35 protein-coding genes and 1 pseudogene are annotated in these 23,707 nt (G+C 60.6%); 4 read left to right on the forward strand and 32 right to left on the reverse strand.

Features of this window, described 5'->3' with window-relative positions:
• Window positions 1-28 precede the first annotated feature (28 nt).
• Together FHX03_RS12720 and FHX03_RS12725 are read right to left on the reverse strand one after the other, a co-directional pair.
• Window positions 29-1,345, reverse strand: coding sequence for a replication-associated recombination protein A (locus tag FHX03_RS12720; RefSeq protein WP_183782408.1), 1,317 nt, complete (start codon window positions 1,343-1,345; stop codon window positions 29-31).
• On the reverse strand, window positions 1,342-2,745 hold the full coding sequence (locus FHX03_RS12725; protein ID WP_183853929.1) for a DegQ family serine endoprotease: 1,404 nt from the start codon (window positions 2,743-2,745) through the stop codon (window positions 1,342-1,344). Before FHX03_RS12725 ends, FHX03_RS12720 begins: the two co-directional genes overlap by 4 nt.
• 257 nt (window positions 2,746-3,002) lie before the next feature.
• On the opposite strand from FHX03_RS12725, the gene FHX03_RS12730 reads away from it, so the two are divergent.
• The gene (locus FHX03_RS12730) at window positions 3,003-3,383 is read left to right on the forward strand and encodes a YkvA family protein (protein ID WP_097629954.1); all 381 of its coding nucleotides are present in this window, start codon (window positions 3,003-3,005) and stop codon (window positions 3,381-3,383) included.
• A 21-nt stretch (window positions 3,384-3,404) separates the two neighbouring features.
• Window positions 3,405-3,758, forward strand: coding sequence for a lysozyme inhibitor LprI family protein (locus FHX03_RS12735; RefSeq protein WP_097629955.1), 354 nt, complete (start codon window positions 3,405-3,407; stop codon window positions 3,756-3,758).
• A 36-nt stretch (window positions 3,759-3,794) separates the two neighbouring features.
• Here FHX03_RS12735 and ilvD read toward each other — a convergent pair whose 3' ends face one another.
• Window positions 3,795-5,633, reverse strand: coding sequence for a dihydroxy-acid dehydratase (gene ilvD / locus FHX03_RS12740; protein ID WP_183782415.1), 1,839 nt, complete (start codon window positions 5,631-5,633; stop codon window positions 3,795-3,797).
• A 336-nt stretch (window positions 5,634-5,969) separates the two neighbouring features.
• On the opposite strand from ilvD, the gene msrP reads away from it, so the two are divergent.
• Together msrP and msrQ are read left to right on the forward strand one after the other, a co-directional pair.
• The gene (gene msrP / locus FHX03_RS12745; protein WP_183853931.1) at window positions 5,970-6,917 is read left to right on the forward strand and encodes a protein-methionine-sulfoxide reductase catalytic subunit MsrP; all 948 of its coding nucleotides are present in this window, start codon (window positions 5,970-5,972) and stop codon (window positions 6,915-6,917) included.
• Window positions 6,917-7,573 (forward strand): protein-methionine-sulfoxide reductase heme-binding subunit MsrQ, encoded by a 657-nt coding sequence (msrQ, locus tag FHX03_RS12750; RefSeq protein ID WP_183853933.1) that lies wholly within the window; start codon window positions 6,917-6,919, stop codon window positions 7,571-7,573. The genes msrP and msrQ overlap by 1 nt, the downstream gene beginning before the upstream one ends.
• Before the next feature lie 10 nt (window positions 7,574-7,583).
• Here the strand turns inward: msrQ and FHX03_RS12755 are convergent.
• The 29 genes and pseudogenes from FHX03_RS12755 to FHX03_RS12895 form a co-directional block, all read right to left on the reverse strand.
• Window positions 7,584-8,005: pseudogene (locus tag FHX03_RS12755) on the reverse strand (DUF2809 domain-containing protein).
• A gap of 166 nt (window positions 8,006-8,171) precedes the next feature.
• Window positions 8,172-8,594 (reverse strand): 50S ribosomal protein L17, encoded by a 423-nt coding sequence (gene rplQ / locus FHX03_RS12760; RefSeq protein ID WP_003573769.1) that lies wholly within the window; start codon window positions 8,592-8,594, stop codon window positions 8,172-8,174.
• A gap of 123 nt (window positions 8,595-8,717) precedes the next feature.
• Window positions 8,718-9,728: a DNA-directed RNA polymerase subunit alpha gene (locus FHX03_RS12765; RefSeq protein WP_003547579.1), complete on the reverse strand. Its 1,011-nt coding sequence runs from the start codon at window positions 9,726-9,728 to the stop codon at window positions 8,718-8,720.
• A 97-nt stretch (window positions 9,729-9,825) separates the two neighbouring features.
• A complete protein-coding gene (gene rpsK, locus FHX03_RS12770; protein WP_003547577.1) occupies window positions 9,826-10,215 on the reverse strand; it encodes a 30S ribosomal protein S11 in 390 nt (129 codons plus the stop codon).
• A gap of 133 nt (window positions 10,216-10,348) precedes the next feature.
• On the reverse strand, window positions 10,349-10,717 hold the full coding sequence (gene rpsM, locus FHX03_RS12775; RefSeq protein WP_003573772.1) for a 30S ribosomal protein S13: 369 nt from the start codon (window positions 10,715-10,717) through the stop codon (window positions 10,349-10,351).
• Window positions 10,718-10,938: 221 nt separating this feature from the next.
• Window positions 10,939-11,589: an adenylate kinase gene (locus FHX03_RS12780; protein WP_003587191.1), complete on the reverse strand. Its 651-nt coding sequence runs from the start codon at window positions 11,587-11,589 to the stop codon at window positions 10,939-10,941.
• Window positions 11,586-12,926, reverse strand: coding sequence for a preprotein translocase subunit SecY (gene secY, locus FHX03_RS12785; protein WP_012557367.1), 1,341 nt, complete (start codon window positions 12,924-12,926; stop codon window positions 11,586-11,588). The genes FHX03_RS12780 and secY overlap by 4 nt, the downstream gene beginning before the upstream one ends.
• Window positions 12,927-13,159: 233 nt before the next feature.
• Entirely contained in the window at window positions 13,160-13,636 is a 477-nt protein-coding gene (gene rplO, locus FHX03_RS12790; protein WP_012557366.1) for a 50S ribosomal protein L15, read from the reverse strand.
• 16 nt (window positions 13,637-13,652) lie between these two features.
• On the reverse strand, window positions 13,653-13,862 hold the full coding sequence (rpmD, locus tag FHX03_RS12795; RefSeq protein WP_003547566.1) for a 50S ribosomal protein L30: 210 nt from the start codon (window positions 13,860-13,862) through the stop codon (window positions 13,653-13,655).
• A 14-nt stretch (window positions 13,863-13,876) separates the two neighbouring features.
• A complete protein-coding gene (rpsE, locus tag FHX03_RS12800; RefSeq protein WP_003573784.1) occupies window positions 13,877-14,446 on the reverse strand; it encodes a 30S ribosomal protein S5 in 570 nt (189 codons plus the stop codon).
• 130 nt (window positions 14,447-14,576) lie between these two features.
• Complete coding sequence (gene rplR, locus FHX03_RS12805) at window positions 14,577-14,939, reverse strand: 50S ribosomal protein L18 (RefSeq protein ID WP_003573785.1); 363 nt, start codon at window positions 14,937-14,939, stop codon at window positions 14,577-14,579.
• Window positions 14,940-14,951: 12 nt separating this feature from the next.
• Window positions 14,952-15,485: a 50S ribosomal protein L6 gene (gene rplF / locus FHX03_RS12810; protein WP_003578670.1), complete on the reverse strand. Its 534-nt coding sequence runs from the start codon at window positions 15,483-15,485 to the stop codon at window positions 14,952-14,954.
• Between the two features lie 42 nt (window positions 15,486-15,527).
• Window positions 15,528-15,926: a 30S ribosomal protein S8 gene (gene rpsH, locus FHX03_RS12815; protein WP_003547562.1), complete on the reverse strand. Its 399-nt coding sequence runs from the start codon at window positions 15,924-15,926 to the stop codon at window positions 15,528-15,530.
• Between the two features lie 12 nt (window positions 15,927-15,938).
• Window positions 15,939-16,244: a 30S ribosomal protein S14 gene (gene rpsN / locus FHX03_RS12820; protein ID WP_003573787.1), complete on the reverse strand. Its 306-nt coding sequence runs from the start codon at window positions 16,242-16,244 to the stop codon at window positions 15,939-15,941.
• A gap of 32 nt (window positions 16,245-16,276) precedes the next feature.
• Window positions 16,277-16,834 carry a 50S ribosomal protein L5 gene (gene rplE / locus FHX03_RS12825; protein ID WP_003573788.1) on the reverse strand — a complete coding sequence of 186 codons (558 nt, stop codon included), beginning with the start codon at window positions 16,832-16,834 and terminating at the stop codon, window positions 16,277-16,279.
• Window positions 16,827-17,135, reverse strand: coding sequence for a 50S ribosomal protein L24 (gene rplX / locus FHX03_RS12830; protein ID WP_003587195.1), 309 nt, complete (start codon window positions 17,133-17,135; stop codon window positions 16,827-16,829). Before rplX ends, rplE begins: the two co-directional genes overlap by 8 nt.
• A gap of 11 nt (window positions 17,136-17,146) precedes the next feature.
• Window positions 17,147-17,515 (reverse strand): 50S ribosomal protein L14, encoded by a 369-nt coding sequence (gene rplN, locus FHX03_RS12835; protein ID WP_003573790.1) that lies wholly within the window; start codon window positions 17,513-17,515, stop codon window positions 17,147-17,149.
• 257 nt (window positions 17,516-17,772) lie between these two features.
• The gene (gene rpsQ / locus FHX03_RS12840; RefSeq protein ID WP_003573791.1) at window positions 17,773-18,012 is read right to left on the reverse strand and encodes a 30S ribosomal protein S17; all 240 of its coding nucleotides are present in this window, start codon (window positions 18,010-18,012) and stop codon (window positions 17,773-17,775) included.
• Between the two features lie 12 nt (window positions 18,013-18,024).
• On the reverse strand, window positions 18,025-18,225 hold the full coding sequence (gene rpmC, locus FHX03_RS12845) for a 50S ribosomal protein L29 (protein ID WP_003547556.1): 201 nt from the start codon (window positions 18,223-18,225) through the stop codon (window positions 18,025-18,027).
• Between the two features lie 12 nt (window positions 18,226-18,237).
• Window positions 18,238-18,651 carry a 50S ribosomal protein L16 gene (gene rplP, locus FHX03_RS12850; protein WP_003573792.1) on the reverse strand — a complete coding sequence of 138 codons (414 nt, stop codon included), beginning with the start codon at window positions 18,649-18,651 and terminating at the stop codon, window positions 18,238-18,240.
• 36 nt (window positions 18,652-18,687) lie between these two features.
• A complete protein-coding gene (gene rpsC, locus FHX03_RS12855) occupies window positions 18,688-19,419 on the reverse strand; it encodes a 30S ribosomal protein S3 (RefSeq protein ID WP_003587196.1) in 732 nt (243 codons plus the stop codon).
• On the reverse strand, window positions 19,419-19,808 hold the full coding sequence (rplV, locus tag FHX03_RS12860; RefSeq protein WP_003573794.1) for a 50S ribosomal protein L22: 390 nt from the start codon (window positions 19,806-19,808) through the stop codon (window positions 19,419-19,421). The genes rpsC and rplV overlap by 1 nt, the downstream gene beginning before the upstream one ends.
• A gap of 2 nt (window positions 19,809-19,810) precedes the next feature.
• On the reverse strand, window positions 19,811-20,089 hold the full coding sequence (gene rpsS, locus FHX03_RS12865) for a 30S ribosomal protein S19 (protein WP_003573797.1): 279 nt from the start codon (window positions 20,087-20,089) through the stop codon (window positions 19,811-19,813).
• A 15-nt stretch (window positions 20,090-20,104) separates the two neighbouring features.
• Window positions 20,105-20,941: a 50S ribosomal protein L2 gene (rplB, locus tag FHX03_RS12870; RefSeq protein WP_003547551.1), complete on the reverse strand. Its 837-nt coding sequence runs from the start codon at window positions 20,939-20,941 to the stop codon at window positions 20,105-20,107.
• An 11-nt stretch (window positions 20,942-20,952) separates the two neighbouring features.
• Window positions 20,953-21,246, reverse strand: coding sequence for a 50S ribosomal protein L23 (locus FHX03_RS12875; RefSeq protein ID WP_003547550.1), 294 nt, complete (start codon window positions 21,244-21,246; stop codon window positions 20,953-20,955).
• On the reverse strand, window positions 21,243-21,863 hold the full coding sequence (gene rplD / locus FHX03_RS12880) for a 50S ribosomal protein L4 (RefSeq protein WP_003587197.1): 621 nt from the start codon (window positions 21,861-21,863) through the stop codon (window positions 21,243-21,245). The genes FHX03_RS12875 and rplD overlap by 4 nt, the downstream gene beginning before the upstream one ends.
• Before the next feature lie 13 nt (window positions 21,864-21,876).
• Window positions 21,877-22,518 carry a 50S ribosomal protein L3 gene (gene rplC / locus FHX03_RS12885; protein ID WP_003587198.1) on the reverse strand — a complete coding sequence of 214 codons (642 nt, stop codon included), beginning with the start codon at window positions 22,516-22,518 and terminating at the stop codon, window positions 21,877-21,879.
• 39 nt (window positions 22,519-22,557) lie between these two features.
• Complete coding sequence (gene rpsJ, locus FHX03_RS12890; RefSeq protein WP_003547547.1) at window positions 22,558-22,866, reverse strand: 30S ribosomal protein S10; 309 nt, start codon at window positions 22,864-22,866, stop codon at window positions 22,558-22,560.
• A gap of 154 nt (window positions 22,867-23,020) precedes the next feature.
• A partial coding sequence (locus FHX03_RS12895) for an EF-Tu/IF-2/RF-3 family GTPase (protein WP_246699231.1) occupies window positions 23,021-23,707 on the reverse strand: 687 nt, incomplete at its 5' end.

Raw genomic sequence — 23,707 nt, forward strand, 5'->3', positions numbered from 1 at the left:
GTTCGCCAACCGAACAGCCACAGAGGCGTCAGCGCGGGTTGCGCTCCTTGCGAAGCTTCGCCCACCATTCCAGCCGCTTGCGGATATCGCGCTCGAAGCCGCGCTCCGGAGGATCGTAGAAGGTTTGGCGGCCCATTTTCTCTGGGAAATAATCCTGGCCGGAAAAGGCGTCCGGTTCATCGTGATCGTAGCGGTAGCCGTCGCCGTAACCTTCGCCCTTCATCAGCTTGGTCGGCGCATTGAGGATATGCTTCGGTGGAAGCAGCGAGCCGTTCTGCTTGGCGGCCTGGCTTGCCGCCTTGAAGGCGGTGTAGACGGCATTCGATTTCGGCGCGGTGGCGAGATAGACGCAGGCCTGCGCCAGCGCCAGTTCGCCTTCCGGAGAGCCGAGATAATCATAAGCATCCTTGGCGGCGTTGCAGATCACCAGCGCCTGCGGATCGGCAAGGCCGATATCTTCCACCGCCATGCGCACCAGCCGTCGGCCGAGATAGAGCGGATCCTCGCCGGCATCGAACATGCGGGCGAGATAATATAGAGCGGCATCGGGATCCGAGCCGCGCACGGATTTGTGCAGCGCCGAGATCAGATTGTAATGGCCGTCCTGCGCCTTGTCGTAGACGGGCGCGCGGCGCTGGACGATCCGCGTCAGGCCTTCGGTGTCGAAGCTCTCGCCATCGCGGGCGGCTCGCCACACCTCTTCGGCAAGGGTCAGCACCGCACGGCCGTCGCCGTCGGCCATGCGGATCAGGCTGAGACGCGCTTCCTCGGTCAACGGCAGCGGCTTCTGCTCGATCGCCTCGGCGCGCCTCAGCAATTCCTCCAGGCTCTCCTCGTCATGCGACTTGAAGGTCAGCACCCGGGCGCGCGACAGCAGAGCGGCGTTGAGCTCGAAGGACGGGTTTTCGGTGGTGGCGCCGACGAGGATAACGGTGCCATCCTCCATGACGGGCAGGAAACTGTCCTGCTGGGCGCGGTTGAAACGGTGGATCTCGTCGACGAAGAGCAGCGTCTGACGACCGTCCATGCGGCGCAGGCGGGCCGTTTCGAACACCTTCTTCAGATCGGCGACACCGGAAAAGATCGCTGAAATCTGCTCGAAAGCCAGCCCCGCCTCGCCCGACAGCAGCCGCGCCACCGTCGTCTTGCCGGTGCCGGGCGGGCCCCAGAAGATCATCGAGCCGAGCGAACCGCTTTCGATCATTCGTTTCAGCACGCCGTCTTCACCGGTCAGATGTTCCTGACCGGTGACATCGGCGAGCGTCTTCGGCCGCAGCCGGTCGGCAAGCGGCCGCTTGGCGGCAACCTCCTCCGGAACACGCGGCGCGAAGAGATCATTGCTCATCGGAAGAACTGCCGGATGCGCTGGCCGTCGCGCTCGATTTCCACCCGCCAGAGGCCGGGGTCGCTATCGGCGATTTGGGACAGCTCGCTGGTCGACTTCACATCGGTGCCGTTGATCGAGACGATGATATCCTTCGGCTCGAAACCGAGTCGGGCGGCAGGCGAATCCTCCTTCACCTCGGATACGACGACGCCTGCCGATTCCGGCGGCATGCGCAGCTCGTCGGCGACCCGCGGCGACAGGTTCTCGACGACAGCGCCGCTGAAGGGGGTACGCCCGCCGATGGTGCGCTGGTCGCGCGGCGAGGTTTCCGGGGCGCGATCGAGCGTCAGCGGCAGCTGCTCCTCGCGGCCGTTCTCGACGACCGTGAGCTTGACCGATTTTCCGAGACCGGCCGTCGTCAGCCGGTAAAGCAGCGCATCCGGATGCTCGACCGAAATACCGTCGACAGCGGTGATGATTTCACCGGCCTTCAGCCCGGCCTTGGCGGCCGGGCCGCCTTCCGAGACCTTGACGACCAGCGCGCCGCGAGCCTTATTCAGTCCAAGCGCTTCGGCGACTTCCGAGGTCACGGCATCGAAACTCGCGCCGACATAGGGCCGCTCGAAGGATTTGACGCCGGCATCGGCCGAGGCGAGGAAGACCTTGACCAGATTGGCGGGGATGGCAAAGCCGATACCGTTCGAGCCGCCTCCGCGCGAGAAGATCGCGGTGTTGATGCCGATCAACTCACCCTTCATGTTCATCAGAGCGCCGCCGGAATTGCCGGGATTGATCGAGGCGTCGGTCTGGATGAAGAAGCCGAACTCGTTCCTGACCACCTGGTTGCGGGCCAGTGCGGAGACGATACCGCTCGTCACCGTCTGGCCGACGCCGAAGGGATTGCCGATCGCCAGAACGAGATCACCGACCTCGACGGCATCGGAATTGCCGATCGGCAATGTCGGGAAACTTTCCTTGGTGTCGATCTTCAACACGGCAAGATCGACGCGGTCATCACGCAGTACCACTTTGCAGGGGAATTCGCGGCCATCCGGCAGCGCAACCTTGATATCATCGGCGCCTTCGACCACGTGATTGTTGGTCACCACAGTGCCGTTCGCCTCGACGATGACGCCGGAACCGAGCGAGGACTGCTTTTCCGAGCGATTCGGCATCTGCTGGCCGAAGAACTGCTCGAAGAAGGGGTCGCCGGCAAAGGGCGACTGCAGCCGGACGGTCTTTTCCGCATAGACATTGACGACGGCGCCCGACGTCTGTTTGACGAGCGGCGCGAAGGAGAGCTGCATCTGCATCTGGCTCTCGGGCACCGTCTTTGCGGTCTGCGCATTGGCCGCAGCCGGCAGAACGAGCATGAGAGCGAGTAGCGAGACGGAGGCGCGCTTGAACAGGCCTTGCATGGGTATCCCTTTTGAATCCTCTTGTGGATCGTATTAGAGCATGATGCCGAAAAGTGTGAGCGGTTTTCGGACGACATCCTCCTCTAACTATTTAATGCGAACAGCATTCAGATTTCAGGCCGAACCGGCCCAAATTCATCCTGTCTGCCGCCCGACGCTAGAAAGGAAAGAGGGCGGAAGCATGGAAGAATGAGGCAGAGACGACCCCACGAGACTGCGCTTGAAGCCTTTGCGAATTCGATTCAGGAAATTTGGCCATGCAACTGATATCAAAAGCCAAAATCTGGGCGAAGTCACTGAAGCGTGACATCGTCGCCCTATGGCTTGCCGCGCGGGATCCGCGGGTGCCGTGGCATGCGAAAGCGGTGGCCGGCGCCGTTGCCGCCTATGCGCTGTCGCCCGTCGATCTCATCCCCGATTTCATTCCCGTGCTCGGTTATCTCGACGATCTCATCATCGTGCCTCTCGGCATTCTGCTGGCGACGCGGCTTATCCCGGCTGAGGTGATGAGCGCGCTTCGCGACGAGGCGGCAAGACGTATCGAGCGCCCCTCCGGCCGGGCCGGACTGATCTTCATCCTTGCCGTCTGGCTTGCCTGCATCATCTTCCTGGCTCTGGCATTGCGCAACCTGGTTTGACCGGCAGCAACAGGAACAGGAATGATGACGGCAAGAGCGATGATGATGGGTTTTGGTTTTGCGATTTCGATCTTCGCATCGGATATGGCACAGGCGGCGAGTTTCGACTGCGACGCGAAGGAATTGAAGCCGGACGAAAAGACGATCTGCGACAATCGCGCGCTCAACGACGCCGACGTGAAGATGGTGACGACCTTCGAGCTGCTCTCCGGCCTGCTGGCGATGGGCGCGCGCGGGACATTGCAGGACGAGCAGACCGCCTGGCTGAAGAAACGGCAGGAATGCGCGGCGGATGCCGTCTGTATCAAGGCTGCCTATGATGAGCGGCTGAAGCAGCTCGGCGAGAGCTATAAAAACATCAACCGGCCGCTTTGAAAGCGACCGGTCGAAAAGACTATCGATTGACGCGCGTTAGCGAGCGTTCAGATCCCGCACGGCGCCGCGATCGGCGCTCGTCGCGAAGGCGGCGTAAGCCTTCAGCGCCGTCGTGACGTTGCGCTTGCGCACTTCTGTGGGATGCCAGCCCTTGGCGTCCTGATCGGCGCGGCGGGCGGCAAGTTCAGCCTCGTCGACGCGCAGGCTGATCGTGCGGTTCGGGATGTCGATGTCGATCATGTCGCCTTCGCGCACCAGGCCGATCGTACCGCCATTTGCCGCTTCCGGCGAGGCGTGGCCGATCGAGAGGCCGGAGGTACCGCCGGAGAAGCGGCCGTCAGTGATCAGCGCGCAGGCCTTGCCGAGGCCCTTCGATTTCAGATAGCTCGTCGGATAGAGCATTTCCTGCATGCCGGGGCCGCCCTTCGGGCCTTCGTAGCGAATGACGACGACGTCGCCGGCCTTCACCTCATTGGCGAGGATCGCCTTGACGGAGGCATCCTGGCTTTCGAAGACACGGGCCGGGCCGGAAAATTTCAGGATCGATTCATCGACGCCGGCCGTCTTGACGATGCACCCGTCGACCGCGAGATTGCCCTTGAGCACGGCAAGGCCGCCATCCCTAGAGAAAGGATGTTCGACCGAGCGGATGACGCCGTTCTGGCGGTCGGTGTCGAGTTCGTCCCAACGGGCCTCCTGGCTGAAGGCGACCTGGGTCGGGATGCCGCCGGGTGCGGCACGATAGAAGTTGCGGACGGTTTCGCTGGTGGTGCGGGTAATATCCCAGCGGTCGATTGCATCGCCCAGCGTTTCGGCATGCACTGTCGGGCAATTGCGGTTCAAGAGACCTCCCTTATCGAGCTCTCCGAGGATCGACATGATGCCGCCGGCGCGGTGCACGTCTTCCATATGAACATCGCTCTTGGCGGGTGCGACCTTCGACAGGCAGGGCACCCGGCGCGAGAGTGCGTCGATATCGGCCATGGTGAAATCGATTTCGCCTTCGTGGGCGGCGGCGAGGATGTGCAGGACCGTATTGGTCGAGCCGCCCATGGCGATATCGAGCGCCATGGCATTCTCGAAGGCCTGCTTGGAGGCGATGGTGCGCGGCAGCGCCTTGATATCGTCCTGCTCGTAGTAACGGCGGGCGAGATCGACGATCAGATGGCCGGCCTCGACGAAGAGGCGCTTGCGGTCGGCGTGGGTTGCAAGCGTCGAGCCGTTGCCGGGCAGCGACAGGCCGAGCGCCTCGGTCAGGCAGTTCATCGAATTGGCGGTAAACATGCCGGAGCAGGAGCCGCAGGTCGGACAGGCCGAGCGCTCGATGGTCTGAACTTCCTCGTCGCTGATTTTTTCATCGGCTGCTGCGACCATGGCATCGACGAGGTCGAGCGCATGCGTCTTGCCGTGCAGCACGACCTTGCCCGCTTCCATCGGGCCGCCCGAGACGAAGACTGTGGGTATGTTGAGGCGCAGCGACGCCATCAGCATGCCGGGGGTGATCTTGTCGCAATTGGAGATGCAGACCATAGCGTCGGCGCAATGGGCATTGACCATGTATTCGACACTGTCGGCGATGAGTTCGCGCGAAGGCAGCGAATAGAGCATGCCGTCATGGCCCATGGCGATGCCGTCGTCGACGGCGATCGTGTTGAACTCCTTGGCAACGCCGCCGGCCGCCTCGATTTCGCGGGCAACGAGCTGGCCGAGATCCTTCAGGTGCACGTGGCCGGGCACGAACTGGGTGAAAGAATTCACCACCGCGATAATCGGCTTGCCGAAATCCGAATCCTTCATGCCCGTGGCGCGCCAAAGGCCGCGCGCGCCTGCCATGTTGCGGCCGTGGGTCGTGGTTCTGGAACGGTAGGCTGGCATCGGTATCTTCCTCGACGTGTCGGAGATCATCAGGCGAAGCGGGGCGGCATTGAGCCTGCGGCCGGGCAACGCTGCTGTTTGGAATTGTCCTAATCCAATCGGCGGGGGCTGTCACTACCGGCAAGGCCAAATCCGGTACGCTGCCTGGAGAAGCGCCTCGAGCGCCATTGGGCATATACGGTTCGGCGCGGCGCTCGGTTACAGCCTATTTCATCACAGCCGAACACAAAAAATTGGCTTCCCGTCAGCAATATTCAAGGCTTAGACACTAATCCGAATATGCGGGCGGTTCGTTTAAGAACTATATTGAGGAAATCCGCCTTGGAGGTTTTCGACATGCCTAGCTATCGCCCACCGAAGATCGCGTCGTCGGAGATCACGCCGCACCAGCTCTATCTGCGCCGCCGAGAATTCCTCGGTGCTGCAGCACTCGGCGCCATGGCGCTCTACGGCGCCGGCACAGCGAGTGCGGCGGCCCTTTCCGCCGTCGAGAGCAAATACAAGGTCGACGAGAAGCCGACGCCGATCAAGGACGTCACGACCTACAACAATTTCTATGAGTTCGGCCTCGACAAGGGCGATCCTGCGGCGAATTCCGGCGATTTCAAACCGCTGCCCTGGACGATCAAGGTCGACGGCATGGTCAACAAACCTGGCACCTTCGACCTCGAGGCGCTGATCAAGGAATTCCCGATCGAGGAGCGCACCTACCGCATGCGCTGCGTCGAGGCCTGGTCGATGGTCATTCCCTGGGATGGCTTTCCGCTGGCATCGCTGCTCGACAAGGTGGAGCCGCTCGGCAGCGCCAAATATGTCGCCTTCGAAACCGTGGTGCGGCCGGAGGAAATGCCGGGGCAGAAGGGCTTCTTCCAGTCGCTCGACTGGCCCTATGTCGAAGGTCTGCGGCTCGACGAGGCGCGCCATCCGCTGACGCTGCTTGCCGTCGGGCTTTATGGCGAAACACTGCCGAACCAGAACGGCGCGCCGATCCGCCTCGTCGTGCCGTGGAAATACGGCTTCAAGGGCATCAAGTCGATCGTCAGGATGACGCTCACCGACCAGCAGCCGAAGAACACCTGGCAGGTGACCAATCCGCAGGAATACGGCTTCTACGCCAACGTCAATCCTTCGGTCGACCATCCGCGCTGGAGCCAGGCGAGCGAACGGCGCATCGGCGAAAGCGGCTTCTTCGGCGCGAGCCGTCACCCCACCCTGCCCTTCAACGGTTATGCCGACGAGGTGGCGGGCCTCTATGCAGGCATGGATCTGAAGGCGAATTTCTGATGGCGGAATTGTCGCTCGCCATCCCGAAGCGCTGGCAGCCCGCTTCCGTCTGGCTGCTTTATGTCGTGGGGCTGGTGCCTGCGGCCTGGACATTCTATCTCGGCGCGACCGATCAGCTCGGCGCCGATCCGGTCAAGACCTTCGAGCTGTTTCTCGGCATCTGGACGATCCGCTTCCTGATCGCAACACTTGCCGTCTCCCCGGCCCGCGAACTCCTCGGCTGGAACTATCTGCGTTACCGCCGCGCGCTGGGCTTGCTGACCTTCTATTACGCGCTGATGCATTTCACCGTCTACATGGTGCTCGACCAAGCGATGGATATCCACGCCGTCGTCAACGACGTGCTGAAGCGGCCTTTCATCATGTTCGGGATGGCCGGACTTGCGATGCTCATACCGCTGGCGGTGACATCCAACAACTTCTCGATCCGCCGCCTCGGCAAGAGCTGGATCCGGCTGCACCGCGTCGTCACGATCATCGCCGCCTGCGGAGCGCTGCATTTCGCGCTCTCGACCAAGATCCTCGATTTCGAGCAATATATCTATGTCGGGCTAATCATCGCCCTCATCCTCTACCGCTCCTGGCGGCCGATCGCCCGCAACCGGAAAAAGGGCCAGGGACGGACGCGCAATCGCGCCATGGCGTCGGCTTCATGAGACCGTAGAGCTATCGGCGGGAATCAACTGCCGCCCGATGGACGGGATCGCAGGCGCAGGCCACGGCGATACCGATCGCATAGGCCGGAATGTTCCAGAGCGAAAAGACGTGGCCGAGCAGCAGTGCGCCTGCGGTCGTCAGGCGAAATGCGTCGAGCCAAGGCGTATGATAGAGACGGAACAACTCCACTGCGATCGCCAGGAACAGCGCCATGACGGCAATGATTGCCGGTCGTGACCGTGCGACCAAGAGCGCCATGAGCAGATAGACCATCGCCCCCCAGAGCGCCGACCGCCATATTTGACGACGATGAAGGGCAGCTCGATCGCGTAGCCGAAGCGCCTGAGCGCCAGTCCGAGGAAGATGACGAGAAGTAGAGTGGCGAGACGACGGAACTGCACGCGGGAGCGGGTTTGAATGATTTCCTGCAATTCAGCTGTCCCTCACAATCCCGGCCATTCCAACAGCTTTTATGCAGATACCGCATTGTCAGGCTTAGCCGTCGTCACAGAGCGAAGGTCCGGCCCGCTGCTCTGAACAAACAAAAACAGCCGGGCTTTGCGAGCCCGGCTGTTTTGTTTCCGACGGAGCGGAAGATTAAGCGGCGACGGCCTGCTCTTCGGCAGCGACGCGGGCCTTGTCGGCTGCGCCCTTGGCGAAGGTGTCGCGGTCAACGAATTCGACAACTGCCATGGCGGCATTGTCGCCCTGGCGGAAGCCGGCCTTCATGATACGCAGATAGCCGCCATTGCGGGTGGCGTAACGCGTTGCGATCGTGTCGAACAGCTTCGAGACGACAGCGGCATCGCGGATCTGCGAGATCGCCTGACGGCGAGCATGCAGGTCGCCGCGCTTGCCGAGCGTGACGAGCTTCTCGACGATCGGACGGATTTCCTTGGCCTTCGGCAGAGTCGTGACGATCTGCTCGTGGGTAATCAGCGAAGCCGCCATGTTGGCGAACATCGCCTTGCGGTGGCTTGCAGTTCTATTCAGCTTGCGGCCGGCTTTACCATGGCGCATTGCTATTCTCCTTTAATGCAGGTGCCCTTACGTTACGTGGGCCTGCCGTTTCCTGGCACATGCAGGCGATCGGCCTGCTGTTTGACGGGGAAAGGCAGCCGAAAGAGCCTGCCTTTTGTTTTCTCAATATTGGTCTTCGTAACGCTTGGCGAGATCTTCGATGTTCTCGGGCGGCCATGCCGGCACTTCCATGCCGAGGTGCAGGCCCATGGAAGCGAGAACTTCCTTGATTTCGTTCAGCGACTTGCGACCAAAATTCGGTGTGCGGAGCATTTCTGCTTCGGTCTTCTGAATGAGGTCGCCGATGTAGACGATGTTGTCGTTCTTCAGGCAGTTTGCCGAACGGACCGACAGTTCGAGTTCGTCCACCTTCTTCAGGAGAGCCGGGTTGAAAGCGAGTTCGGTGACTGCTTCCTCTTCGGTTTCCTTCTGCGGCTCGTCGAAGTTGACGAAGACGCCAAGCTGATCCTGGAGAATGCGCGCCGCAAAAGCGACGGCGTCTTCGCCGGTGATCGAGCCATCGGTTTCGATGGTCATGTTCAGCTTGTCGTAGTCGAGAACCTGTCCTTCGCGGGTATTTTCTACCTTGTAGGACACCTTCTTGACCGGCGAATAGAGGCTGTCGACCGGGATGAGACCGATCGGAGCATCTTCCGCACGATTGCGCTCAGCCGGAACGTAGCCCTTGCCGTTGTTGACGGTGAACTCCATGCGGATTTCGGCGCCCTCGTCGAGCGTGCAGATGACATGCTCGGGGTTGAGGATTTCGATATCGCCGACCGTCTGGATGTCGCCAGCCGTGACAACGCCCGGGCCCTGCTTGCGCACGACCATGCGCTTTGCGTCGTCGCCATCCATCTTGATGGCGATTTCCTTGATGTTGAGCACGATGTCCGTCACGTCTTCGCGGACGCCCGGAATCGAGGAGAATTCATGCAGCACGCCATCGATCTGCACCGCCGTAACGGCAGCGCCGCGCAGCGAGGAGAGCAGAACGCGGCGAAGCGCATTGCCGAGGGTGAGGCCGAAGCCGCGCTCCAGCGGTTCGGCAACAAGCGTCGCCCTGGTGCGCGAGCTCGAGGAGAACTCCACCTTGTTCGGCTTGATCAGTTCCTGCCAGTTCTTCTGAATCATGAGTTTGCCTTCCGTTCGTTGCCACCATCCAATCGTGGCAACCGAGCTTGAAAACCACCGGGAGCGCCAAGGCGCTCACCAGTGACGAGAGCGATGATCAGACGCGGCGCTTCTTGCGCGGACGGCAGCCATTGTGCGGGATCGGGGTCACGTCGCGGATGGACGTGATCATGAAACCTGCAGCCTGGAGCGCGCGCAGAGCCGATTCACGACCCGAACCCGGACCGCAGACTTCGACTTCCAGCGACTTCATGCCGTGCTCCTGAGCCTTCTTGGCGCAGTCTTCAGCAGCAATCTGGGCAGCGAACGGGGTCGACTTGCGCGAGCCCTTGAAACCCTTGGCGCCAGCCGACGACCAAGCGATCGCGTTGCCCTGGGCATCGGTGATGGTGATCATCGTGTTGTTGAAGGTCGAGTTGACGTGAGCGACACCCGACGAGATGTTCTTGCGTTCACGACGGCGAACGCGGACGGCTTCCTTAGCCATGGTATTCCTTTCGTTGATCTCTTCACCGCCGTAATGCCAGCGGCTACACCGGAACGGCGCCTATATGGTCCCGCTCCAAACTCAAAAGAGGCCGGCGCAGACCGCCAGCCTCCCCACCCCGGTTTCCCGGAAATTACTTCTTCTTGCCAGCGATTGCCTTTGCCGGGCCCTTGCGGGTGCGGGCATTGGTATGCGTGCGCTGACCGCGGACCGGAAGGCCGCGGCGATGACGCAGGCCGCGGTAGCAGCCGAGGTCCATCAGGCGCTTGATGTTCATCGCGGTATCGCGACGAAGATCACCTTCGACCTGATAGTCGCGGTCGATGGCTTCGCGGATCTGAAGGACTTCGGCGTCCGTCAGCTGATGCACACGACGTTCAGCCGGGATACCGACCTTCTCGACGATTTCCTGTGCGAATTTCGGACCGATCCCGTGAATGTAGGTCAACGCGATAACAACGCGCTTCGCAGTCGGGATGTTGACGCCAGCGATACGTGCCACGCCTGTTCTCCTTGCATTCCAGTTGCCATCCGGCAAGTGGGCTTCGTTATGCGGCCTTTGGAACCGCTCGTTCAGATTTACGTCCGTAACATGTCAAAACGACCGCACCCGGACTTCCCTGGGAAATCCGCGCCGATCGCATGGAATGTCGCGAGTTGGCGCGGTGTTTAGCGGAATCACTGCTGAAAAGCAACCGTTCCGCCAAGTTTATTTTCAAAGCCTTAAAGCTTAGAAAGAATGTTTTCGACCTCGGCCGTCACCTGATCGATTTCCGCCATGCCGTCCACGGACCTGAGTTTGCCCTTGGCATGGTAATAGCCGATCAGCGGCGAGGTTTCCTTGTAATAGACCTGCAGCCGAGCCGTCATGGTCTCCGGGTTGTCGTCGGGACGGCGCTTGAAGTGCGTGGAACCGCACTTGTCGCACACGCCTTCGGCGGCCGGAACCTTGTCGGTATCGTGATAGACGCTGCCGCATTGGGCGCAGGAGTAGCGGCCGGCGACACGGCGGACCAGTTCGTCATCGTCGACACGGAATTCGATGACGACGGACAGACCCAGACCCTTTGCCCTCAGCATCGCTTCGGTGGCATCCGCCTGGACGAGCGTCCTCGGGAAACCGTCGAGAATGAAGCCGTTGGCGCAATCGGGTTGATCGATTCGCTCGGAGACGATGGCGATAACGATCTCATCCGAGACAAGTTTGCCGGCATCCATCACCGCCTTGGCGCGCTTGCCGACATCCGTGCCGGCATTGACCGCTGCGCGCAGCATGTCCCCCGTGGAAAGCTGCGGAATGCCGTGCTTTTCCACGATCCGCTGGGCCTGGGTTCCCTTACCCGCGCCCGGCGGCCCTAAAAGGATAAGTCTCATCGCCCCCTCTTTCCTCCACGCAACTTCGATTTCTTGATCAGGCCTTCGTATTGCTGCGCGATCAGGTGACCCTGGATCTGTGCAACCGTATCAAGAGTTACGCTAACCACGATCAAAAGCGAAGTCCCACCAAGGGATAATGGAATGCCGGTTTGCGACACCAAGATCTCCGGAAGGATGCAGACGAAGACGAGATAGATTGCGCCGATCACCGTGATTCGGGTCAGCACGTAGTCGATATATTCGGCGGTGCGCTCGCCCGGGCGGATGCCGGGAATGAAGCCGCCATGCTTCTTCAGATTGTCGGCCGTGTCCTTCGGATTGAAGACGATGGCCGTATAGAAGAAGGCGAAGAAGGCGATCAGCGCCGCATAGAGCACCATGTAGAGCGGCTGGCCATGGCCGAGGGCCGCGACGATCGATGTTGCCCAGGAGGGCATCGCAGTGGTGTTGGCAAAGCCTGCAAGCGTTGCCGGCAGCAGCAGCAGCGACGAGGCGAAGATCGCCGGGATGACGCCCGAGGTGTTGAGCTTCAGCGGCAGATGAGAGGTATCGCCCTGGAACATCCGGTTGCCGACCTGGCGCTTCGGATACTGGATCAACAGCCGGCGCTGCGCGCGCTCGACGAAGACGATGACCCCGATGACGCCGATCGCGACGATGATCACCAACAGAATGAGGAAGGTCGACAGCGCACCCGTGCGGCCGAGCTCGAGCGTGCCGGCAAGAGCTGTCGGAAGACCGGCGGCGATGCCGGCGAAGATGATCAGCGAGATGCCGTTGCCGATACCGCGCGAGGTGATCTGCTCGCCGAGCCACATCAGGAACATCGTGCCGCCGAGCAGCGTCAGAACGGTGGAAACACGGAAGAACAAGCCCGGATCGACGACGAGGCCCTGGCCGCTCTCGAGACCGGCGGCAATGCCGTAGGCCTGGAGCGCACCGAGGATGACCGTGCCATAGCGGGTATACTGGTTGATGATCTTACGGCCCTGCTCGCCCTCTTTCTTGAGGTTTTCGAGCGCCGGCACGACCGATGTCATCAGCTGCACTATGATCGAAGCGGAGATATAGGGCATGATGCCGAGCGCGAAGATCGCCATGCGCTGAACGGCGCCGCCCGAAAACATGTTGAAAAGGCCGAGAATGCCACCTGCCTGGCCGCGGAAAGCCTGGGCATAGGCTTCGGGGTTGAGGCCTGGAAGCGGAATATGGGTACCGAGCCTGTAAACGAGGAGAGCTGCCAGTGTGAACCACAGGCGCTTCTTCAAATCCTCGGCTTTGGCAAAGGTCGAAAAATTGAGGTTGGATGCCAATTGTTCCGCTGCAGAAGCCATGCGTTTCTCCGCGCTACCAATTCCGGCGTCTCTGGGGGATAGGCCGGCCCCGGAATCAGTATGAAAATTATTCAAAACCGGGTTCAGTACGGATTGCAGCGCAACCCCATGCCTCACCCTTGTTTCAGTCTTACCGGCATGACGCGGGCGCGCCAGCCAACATTTTGTGAGGCCCACATATGGGAGCAAAATCGCCCGGTGTGAAGCACCCCGGGCGATATATCATCAGATTATTATTCGGCTGCAGCCGGAGCCGAAAGCAGCGTCACGGTGCCGCCGGCCTTTTCGATCTTCTCGACGGCAGGCTTGGAGGCGCCGGCAACGACGATGGTGATCTTGGCCTTCAGCTCGCCGTCAGCGAGAACGCGAACGCCGTCTTTGGTGCGGCGGATGACGCCGGCGGCCTTGAGGGCAGCTGCGTCAACGGTCGCCTTGGCATCGAGCTTGCCGGCGTCGATCGCCGCCTGGATGCGAGCCAGCGACACAACAACAAAATCGGAAGCGAAAATGTTGTTGAAGCCGCGCTTCGGCAGGCGACGATAGATCGGCATCTGGCCGCCTTCGAAGCCGTTGATGGCGACGCCCGAACGGGACTTCTGACCCTTCACACCGCGACCACCGGTCTTGCCGGAGCCCGAGCCGATACCGCGGCCGAGGCGCTTGCGGCTGTGGGTCGAACCTTCGTTGTCTTTAATTTCATTGAGTTTCATGAGCGTTTCCTCCGTCTCACTTCTCGTCGACGACGCGAACGAGATGCTGGACAGCACGGATCATGCCACGAACCGAAGGAGTATCCTCCAGCGTGCGGCGACGGTGCATCTTGTTCAGTCCGAGACCGATCAGCGTGCGCTGCTGAACATCCGGACGGCGAATCGGGCTGCCGATCTGTTCGATCGTGACAGTCTTCGCTTCAGCCTTCTTGGTAGCCTTGGCCATCTGTCAAACTCCTCTTATTCTTCAGAGGCGTTGCCGGAGGCGCTACGACGAGCCTGCAGCGTTGCATACTTGATGCCGCGCTGAGCTGCGATGTCCTTCGGGTGAACCTGGTGCTTCAGAGCGTCGAAGGTGGCGCGAACCATGTTGTAGGGGTTCGACGAACCAGTCGACTTGGCGACGACGTCGTGCATGCCGAGCGTTTCGAAAACGGCGCGCATCGGACCGCCGGCGATGATGCCGGTACCGACCTTGGCCGAGCGCAGCAGAACCTTGCCGGCGCCGTGGCGGCCGTGAACGTCGTGATGCAGCGTACGGCCGTCACGCAGCGGTACGAAGATCAGTTCGCGCTTGGCGGCTTCGGTTGCCTTGCGAATGGCTTCCGGCACTTCGCGTGCCTTGCCATGGCCGAAGCCGACGCGGCCCTTCTGGTCGCCGACGACGACGAGTGCTGCGAAACCGAAACGACGGCCGCCCTTGACGACCTTGGCGACGCGGTTGATCGCGACAAGCTTGTCGACGAATTCGCTATCGCGCTCTTCACGGCTCTGGCGGTCTTCCCGCTGCGGCCTTCTTTCCTGTGCCATTGTCCTCTTCCTTTTTCTTTTCCGGGTGCAATCGGCAAATACATGTGGACCGCATCAGCCTCCCCTTCCGGAGAGTGCCTGCGGTCCGGCGAAAATCCGGCCGGCGCCAAAGCGTCCGGCCGGAAACTGATCAGAAGGTGAGACCGCCTTCGCGGGCTGCATCGGCGAGAGCCTTGATGCGGCCGTGATAGATGAAGGCGCCACGGTCGAATACGACCTCGGTGACACCCGCCTTCGAAGCGCGCTCTGCAACGAGCTTGCCGACGAGGGCAGCTGCTGCTGTGTCAGCACCGGTCTTCAGAGAACCGCGCAGATCCTTGTCGAGGGTCGATGCAGCGGCAAGTGTCTTGCCGGCAACATCGTCGATAACCTGAGCGTAGATGTTCTTCGAGGAGCGATGAACCGACAGGCGCGGACGGCCGTTGGCCACCGACTTGAGATGACGGCGCACGCGGTTGGCACGACGTGCAAGTGCTTCTTTCCTGCTAGCCATTTCGCGTGATCCTTACTTCTTCTTGCCTTCTTTGCGGACGATCCGCTCGTCAGCGTACTTGACGCCCTTGCCCTTGTAGGGCTCGGGACCGCGATATTCGCGGATTTCGGCGGCGACCTGACCGACCTGCTGCTTATTGATGCCGGAGACAACAATTTCAGTCGGCTTCGGAACGGCGATCGTGATGCCGACCGGCGGCTCATAGATCACGTCGTGGCTGAAGCCGAGGGCCAGCTGCAGGTTCTTGCCCTGCAGGGAGGCGCGGTAACCGACGCCGTTGATTTCGAGCTTGCGCTCGAAGCCGTCCTTGACGCCCTTGAAGATGCCTTCGATCATCGTGCGGGACATGCCCCACTTCGAACGTGCATCCTTGGTCTGGTTCACGGGCGTCACGACGACCGCGTTGTTTTCGAGCTTGAGGCTGATTTCGTCGTTAGCAACGAAAAACAGCTCGCCCTTCGGGCCCTTTGCAGTGACCTTCTGGCCATCGACCGTAGCCGTGATCCCAGCAGGCACCTGAACGGGCTTTTTACCGATACGAGACATGTTTCAATCCTGTCTGTTCGCTATGGAGATCTCTGCCCGATCTTAGAAGACCGAGCAAAGAACCTCGCCGCCAACGTTCTGTTCGCGAGCCTGGTGATCGGCCATCACACCCTTCGGAGTCGAAAGGATGGTGATGCCGAGGCCGTTCGCGACCTGCGGAATGGACTTGACCGAGACATAAACCCGGCGGCCCGGCTTGGACACACGGCCGATCTCACGGATCACCGATGCGCCTTCATAATATTTCAGCTCGATGCTGAGTTCCGACTTGCCATTGCCGAAATCGACAACGGAATAGCCACGGATGTAGCCTTCCGACTGCAGGACATCGAGAACACGTGCACGGAGCTTGGACGCAGGCGTCGAAACCGACGACTTGCGGCGGGAAGCGCCGTTACGGATACGGGTGAGCATATCGCCCAACGGATCAGTCATTGTCATGTAACCTGCTCCTTACCAGCTCGACTTGACGATGCCCGGCACCTTGCCGAGATTGCCCAGTTCACGCAGCGCAATACGCGACATGCGCAGTTTGCGGTAATATGCGCGCGGACGCCCCGAAACTTCGCAACGGTTGCGAATACGGGTCTTCGATCCATCACGCGGCAGGGATGCCAGCTTGATCGAGGCCTTGAACCGCTCTTCGATCGGAAGAGCCTGGTTCATGATGATCGCCTTCAACGCAGCCCGCTTAGCGGCCTGGTTGGCGACCGTAGTACGGCGGCGCTTGTTCTTTTCAACTGCGCTTGTCTTCGCCATGTCAGGTTCCTTTTCTACGCTCGTCGTTACGGTTATTGACGGAACGGGAAGCTGAACTCTTTCAGAAGAGCCCGTGCTTCGTCGTCGGTCGTCGCCGTCGTGCAAACGATGATGTCCATGCCCCACATCTGATCAACCTTGTCGTAGTTGATCTCAGGGAACACAATGTGCTCCTTGATGCCCATGGCGAAGTTGCCACGGCCGTCAAAGCTTTTCGGGTTCAGGCCGCGGAAGTCGCGAACGCGCGGAAGCGCGATGTTGACCAGGCGATCCAGGAACTCGTACATGCGGGCGCCGCGCAGGGTCACCTTTGCGCCGATCGGCATCTGTTCGCGGACCTTGAAGCCTGCGATGGAGTTGCGGGCGCGGGTGATGACCGGCTTCTGGCCGGCGATCGCTGCGAGGTCGGCGGCAGCTACCGTCGGCTTCTTCGAGTCAGCGGTCGCTTCGCCGACACCCATGTTGATCACGATCTTGTCGAGCTTCGGGATCATCATCTCGTTGGCGTAGGAGAACTGCTCCTGCATCGCCTTGCGGATGCGCTCGACATATTCCTTCTTGAGCCGCGGCTCGTATTTTGCCTCAGCCATCGATCACTTCTCCAGAACGCTTGGCCACACGGACCTTTTTGCCGTCAACAACCTTGAAACCGACGCGGGTCGGCTTGCCGTCCTTGTCGACGATTGCAACGTTCGACAGGTGAACGGAGGCTTCCTTGTTGATGATGCCGGCTTCCTGGGTCTGCGTCTGGCGCTGGTGGCGCTTGACGACGTTGACGCCACGAACAACGGCACGATCTTCCTTCGGCATGACCTGGACAACTTCGCCGGTACGGCCCTTGTCCTTGCCAGCGAGCATGACGACCTTGTCGCCCTTACGAATCTTCTGCATCGCTTTGCTCCTTACAGTACTTCGGGAGCCAGCGAGATGATCTTCATGTGGTTCTTGGCGCGAAGTTCGCGCGGAACCGGTCCGAAGATACGGGTGCCGATCGGCTCTTTCTTGTTGTCGATGAGGACTGCTGCGTTGGTGTCGAAACGGATGACGGAGCCATCCGGACGACGGATGTCCTTGGCGGTGCGAACGACAACCGCCTTCATCACGTCACCCTTCTTCACGCGGCCGCGCGGGATCGCTTCCTTGATCGAAACGACGATGACGTCGCCGATCGAGGCATACTTGCGCTTCGAGCCGCCCAGCACCTTGATGCACATGACACGACGTGCGCCGGAATTATCCGCGACGTCGAGGTTTGTTTGCATCTGAATCATATCAGGTCGCCTTCTTGGTTTACCGGAATGGTTGGGCTAGCCCCCTACTCCGGCTTATGAAAATTTTCGCCGGCCGAACTGCCGTTACGGCAGCACAGACGCGGCAATGCTGAATAGCGCGGGATCGATCGTGCCAGGGTGGTTTCCCGAAGGACCTTCCGTGCGCTCAAAGCAAAAGAACGCCCGGCATTCGAGCGTTCTGACGCTGCTTCATACAGATATTTCGGCGAGACGCAAGGCCTCGCACAAAATTCTGTTTACTGGCCCTGGGCGGAAATTACCGTCCAGCGCTTGTCCTTGGAGATCGGCGCGCATTCCTCGATGGATACGGTATCGCCAATCTTGTACTGGTTGTTTTCGTCGTGGGCCTTGTACTTCTTGGAACGACGAACGGTCTTCTGGAGCAGTGGGTGAGCGAAACGACGCTCGACGCGAACCACTACCGTCTTCTCGTTCTTGTCGCCAACGACGACGCCCTGCAGGATGCGCTTCGGCATATTTTTCTTCCTTTAGGCCTTAACTTCTGCCGCCTTCTGGCGGGCAATGGTTTTCACGCGGGCGATGTCCTTGCGGACTTCATTGATGCGCGAGGACTTTTCGAGCTGGCCGGTCGCCTTCTGGAAGCGCAGGTTGAACTGCTCCTTCTTCAGCTTGGCAAGCTCGTCCTTGAGTTGGTCGGCGGTGAAGCCGCGAACATCTGAGGCTTTCATGAGCTCAATCCCTTACTCTGCAATGCGCTGAACGAAGCGCGTCTTGACCGAGAGCTTGGCAGAGCCGAGACGAAGCGCCTCACGGGCGATTTCTTCGCTGACACCATCGATCTCGAACATCATACGGCCGGGCTTGACCTTGCATGCCCAGTATTCAACGGAGCCCTTACCCTTACCCATGCGGACTTCGGTCGGCTTTGCGGTTACCGGAACGTCCGGGAACACGCGGATCCACACACGGCCGGCGCGCTTCATGTAACGCGTGATCGCGCGGCGGGCCGCTTCGATCTCGCGCGCGTTGACGCGGTTGGGTTCCTGAGCCTTCAGGCCGAATTCGCCGAATGCCAGGTCAGAACCGCCCTTGGCGACGCCCTTGATGCGGCCCTTGAACTGCTTGCGGTACTTGGTACGCTTTGGCTGCAACATTTTCTTATTCTCCGAACTTCTCTGCCACGCGCGCTATCAAGCGTTGTCGCGGCGACGGTCTCTGTCGCGGTCACGATCACGGCTTGCCGGACCCTGGGCGTCACCTTCCATCGCACGGCGCTCGGAAGCCATCGGATCGTGCTCAAGGATTTCGCCCTTGAAGATCCAGACCTTGATGCCGCAGATGCCGAACGCGGTTTCTGCTTCAGCCGTGCCGTAGTCGATGTCGGCGCGCAGCGTGTGCAGCGGCACACGACCTTCGCGGTACCATTCCGTACGGGCGATTTCAGCGCCGCCGAGACGGCCGGCGCAGGTGATCTTGATGCCTTCGGCGCCAAGACGCATCGCGGACTGAACGGCGCGCTTCATGGCGCGGCGGAAAGCCACGCGGCGCTCGAGCTGCTGGGCGATCGACTGAGCGACCAGCGTTGCGTCGACTTCAGGCTTGCGCACTTCGACGATGTTGAGGTGCGTTTCCGAGTTGGTCATATCCGACAGCTTCTTGCGGAGCTTGTCGATGTCGGCGCCCTTGCGGCCGATGATCAGGCCCGGACGTGCCGAGTGGATCGTGACGCGGCACTTCTTGTGCGGACGCTCGATGACCACCTTGGAGATCCCGGCCTGCTTCAGTTCGCTCATGACGAACTTGCGCATCTTCAGGTCTTCGTGCAGCAGCTGGCCGTACTCGGCATTGTCCGCGAACCAGCGGCTATCCCAGGTACGGTTGATGCCAAGACGGAAACCGATTGGATTGATTTTCTGACCCATTATGCGGCCTCCTCAACTGCCTGCACTTCACGAACGACGATCGTCAGGTGCGCGAAAGGCTTTTCGATGCGCGACGCGCGACCGCGACCACGAGCGTGGAAACGCTTCATGACGATCGACTTGCCGACATAGGCCTCGGCGACGACGAGAGCGTCGACGTCGAGATCGTGGTTGTTCTCAGCGTTGGCGATCGCAGATTCGAGCGTCTTCTTGACGGCACCTGCGATACGCTTGCGGGAGAACTCCAGCTCAGCGAGTGCGCGCTCGACCTTCTTGCCACGGATGGCCGCAGCAACCAGATTGAGCTTCTGGGGGCTGACGCGGAGCGTGCGGGCGACTGCTTGCGCCTCGTTGTCCTTCAGCCGGCGTTCGGCTTTTGCCTTGCCCATTGTTACTTCCTCTTCGCCTTCTTGTCCGCGCCGTGACCGTAGTAGGTGCGGGTCGGAGAGAATTCACCGAATTTGTGGCCGACCATGTCTTCATTGACGCTGACCGGGATATGCTTGCTGCCGTTGTAGACGCCGAAGGTAAGACCGACGAACTGCGGCAGGATCGTGGAGCGACGGCTCCAGATCTTGATCACTTCTGCACGTCCGCCTTCACGAACCTTCTCAGCCTTCTTGAGAAGATAGCCGTCAACGAACGGACCTTTCCATACTGAACGAGCCATTGGAGACTTCCTCTCTTACTTCTTACGCTGATGACGCGAGCGCATGATCATCTTGTCGGTCGACTTGTTCGACCGGGTGCGCTTGCCCTTGGTCGGCTTGCCCCACGGTGTCACCGGATGGCGACCACCGGAGGTGCGGCCTTCACCACCGCCGTGCGGATGGTCGACCGGGTTCATGACGACACCGCGGTTATGCGGACGCTTGCCGCGCCAAACGGTACGACCGGCCTTGCCGTCGTTGATGTTGGCGTGGTCAGGGTTGGAGACGGCGCCGATCGAAGCGAGGCAGGAGCCATGCACGAGACGCTGTTCACCCGAGTTCAGGCGAAGAATCGCCATGCCCTGGTCACGGCCGACGAGCTGTGCGTAGCCACCGGCGGAGCGAGCGATCTGACCGCCCTTGCCCGGCTTCATTTCTACGTTGTGGATGATGGAGCCGACCGGGATGAACTGCAGCGGCATGGTATTGCCAGGCTTGACGTCGACAGCCTTCTCGGAAGCGATGACCTTGTCACCGGCAGCGAGACGCTGAGGAGCGAGGATGTAAGCCTTCTCGCCGTCAGCATAGTTGACCAGCGCGATGAAAGCCGTGCGGTTCGGATCGTATTCGATACGCTCGACCGTGCCTTCGACGTCGAACTTGCGACGCTTGAAGTCGATCAGGCGATAGGTACGCTTGTGACCGCCGCCGATGAAGCGGGCGGTGATGCGACCGAGGTTGTTACGACCGCCGCTCTTGGTCAGGCCTTCCGTCAGCGCCTTGACCGGCTTGCCCTTGTAGAGGGCCGAACGGTCGACGATGACCAGCTGGCGCTGGCTCGGGGTGATCGGATTGAATGTTTTCAATGCCATTTTCTTATACCTCAGAGACCGGTGGAGACGTCGATCGTCTGGCCTTCAGCCAGGGTCACAACAGCCTTCTTCACGTCCTTCTGCTTGCCGACGAAACCGCGGAACCGCTTGGTCTTGCCCTTGCGCAGCAGAGTGTTGACGGCCGTAACCTTGACGCCGAACAGCGCCTCGACAGCAGCCTTGATTTCCGGCTTCGTCGCCTGCTTGGCGACATTGAAAACAACCTGGTTGTTTTCGGATACCAGCGTGGACTTTTCGGTGATCGCCGGAGAGACGATCACATCGTAGTGGCGAAGATCGGTCACTTGAATCGCTCCTCTAGCGCTTCAACCGCAGCCTTGGAAAGCACGAGCTTGCCGCGGCGCACGATGTCATAAACGTTGATGCCCTGGATCGGCAGAACATCGATGTTCGGGATGTTCTGAGCTGCGAGCTTGAAGTTGCCGTCAAGTTCTGCACCGCCGATGAAGAGGGCGTTGGTCAGGCCGAGCGTCTCGAATACGGACGCGAGAGCCTTGGTCTTGGCTTCAGCGGCAACCAGATTGTCGATGACGATGACGTCATCGGCCTTGATCTTGGCCGAAAGAGCGAGGCGCAGGCCGAGTGCACGAACCTTCTTGGGAAGGTCATGCTCGTGGCTGCGGACAACCGGGCCGTGAGCTTTGCCGCCGCCGCGGAACTGCGGAGCGCGAGCCGAATGGTGACGAGCGCGGCCCGTACCCTTCTGCTTGTACATCTTGGCGCCGGTGCGCGAAACTTCAGCGCGGCCCTTTGCCTTGTGGGTGCCCTGCTGCTTCTTGGCAAGCTGCCAGCGGATGACGCGGGCGAGAATGTCTTCGCGGGGCTCGAGGCCGAAAATCGCGTCCGAAAGGGAAACCTTCCCGGCGTCTTTTCCCTCGAGGGTTTTGACGTTGAATTCCATTGATCTGGCTCCCTTACTTCGCGGCCGACTTGACGGCGTCGCGCACGATGATCCAGGCACCCTTGGAACCGGGAACAGCACCCTTGATCAGGATCAGACCACGATCTTCGTCGGTCGAAACCACTTCCAGGTTCTGCGTCGTGACGCGCGTCTGGCCCATGTGACCAGCCATCTTCTTGTTCTTGAAAACCTTGCCCGGATCCTGGCGCGAGCCGGTCGAACCGTGCGAGCGGTGCGAAACCGACACACCGTGCGTGGCGCGAAGACCGCCGAAACCATGGCGCTTCATGGCGCCGGCAAAACCCTTACCGATCGTCGTGCCCGTCACATCGACGAGCTGACCGGCTGCGAAGTGACCCGCCTTGATCTCCGTGCCGATCTCAAGCAGCTGGTCTTCCGACACGCGGAATTCAGCAACCTTGGCCTTCGGCTCGACGTTGGCAACGGCAAAGTTGCCGCGCATCGCCTTGGAGGTGTTCTTCACCTTCGCCTGGCCGGCACCGAGCTGAACTGCGGTATAGCCATTCTTTTCGACAGTGCGCGTGGCGACGACCTGGCAGCCGTCCATACGCAGTACCGTTACCGGGACATGCTCACCGGCGTCGTTATAGACGCGGGTCATTCCCACCTTCTGTGCAATCACACCTGAACGCATCGGTTCAATCCTTCTCACTCAGCCCGAAGACCCGAGGTCTCAGAGCTTGATCTCAACATCGACACCGGCGGCGAGATCGAGCTTCATCAGCGCGTCTACCGTCTGCGGGGTCGGGTCAACGATATCGAGAAGGCGCTTGTGCGTGCGCATCTCGAACTGTTCACGGCTCTTCTTGTCGATGTGCGGGGACCGGTTGACCGTAAACTTCTCGATGCGGGTCGGAAGCGGAACGGGGCCCCGGACGCTTGCACCGGTGCGCTTAGCCGTCGATACGATCTCGCGCGTGGAGGCATCGAGAATCCGGTGATCGAACGCCTTCAGGCGGATGCGGATATTCTGGCCGTTCATTCGACTTTATCCTTGTGTCTGTTATCCGCGTGTCACCATTCAGGGACACGACTTACCTTCAGTTACGTTAGCGGGCCACCGGTTTCAAAGATCGAGAGGGACACCGAGATCGGCGTCCCTATCCTTTCCTTGGGCCTGGTGGCCCAGCCGCTAATTACTCGACGATCGAAGCGACGATACCGGCGCCGACGGTGCGGCCGCCTTCACGGATCGCGAAGCGCAGCTTTTCTTCCATCGCGATCGGAACGATCAGCTCGACGGCAACCGTGACGTTGTCGCCCGGCATGACCATCTCGGTACCTTCCGGCAGCGTCACGATGCCGGTCACGTCGGTCGTGCGGAAGTAGAACTGCGGACGGTAGTTGGTGAAGAACGGCGTATGACGGCCACCCTCTTCCTTCGTCAGGATGTAGGCTTCCGCCATGAACTTCTTGTGCGGCTTGACAGAGCCCGGCTTGCACAGGATCTGGCCACGCTCGACGCCGTCACGGTTCACACCACGAACCAGGGCGCCGATGTTGTCGCCAGCCTGGCCCTGATCGAGCAGCTTGCGGAACATTTCAACGCCGGTCACCGTCGTCTTCGAGGTTGCGCGGATACCGACAATCTCGACTTCTTCGCCAACCTTGACAATGCCACGCTCGACGCGGCCGGTCACAACCGTGCCGCGGCCGGAGATCGAGAACACGTCTTCGATCGGCATCAGGAACGGCTGGTCGATCGGACGCTCAGGCGTCGGGATGTAGGCGTCGACCGCAGCCATCAGCTCGCGGATCGCGTCTTCGCCGATCTTCTTGTCAGAATCTTCAAGAGCAGCAAGCGCCGAACCCTTGACGACCGG

The organism is Rhizobium sp. BK456 (assembly GCF_014194045.1).
In the GTDB taxonomy this organism is placed as follows: domain Bacteria; phylum Pseudomonadota; class Alphaproteobacteria; order Rhizobiales; family Rhizobiaceae; genus Rhizobium; species Rhizobium redzepovicii.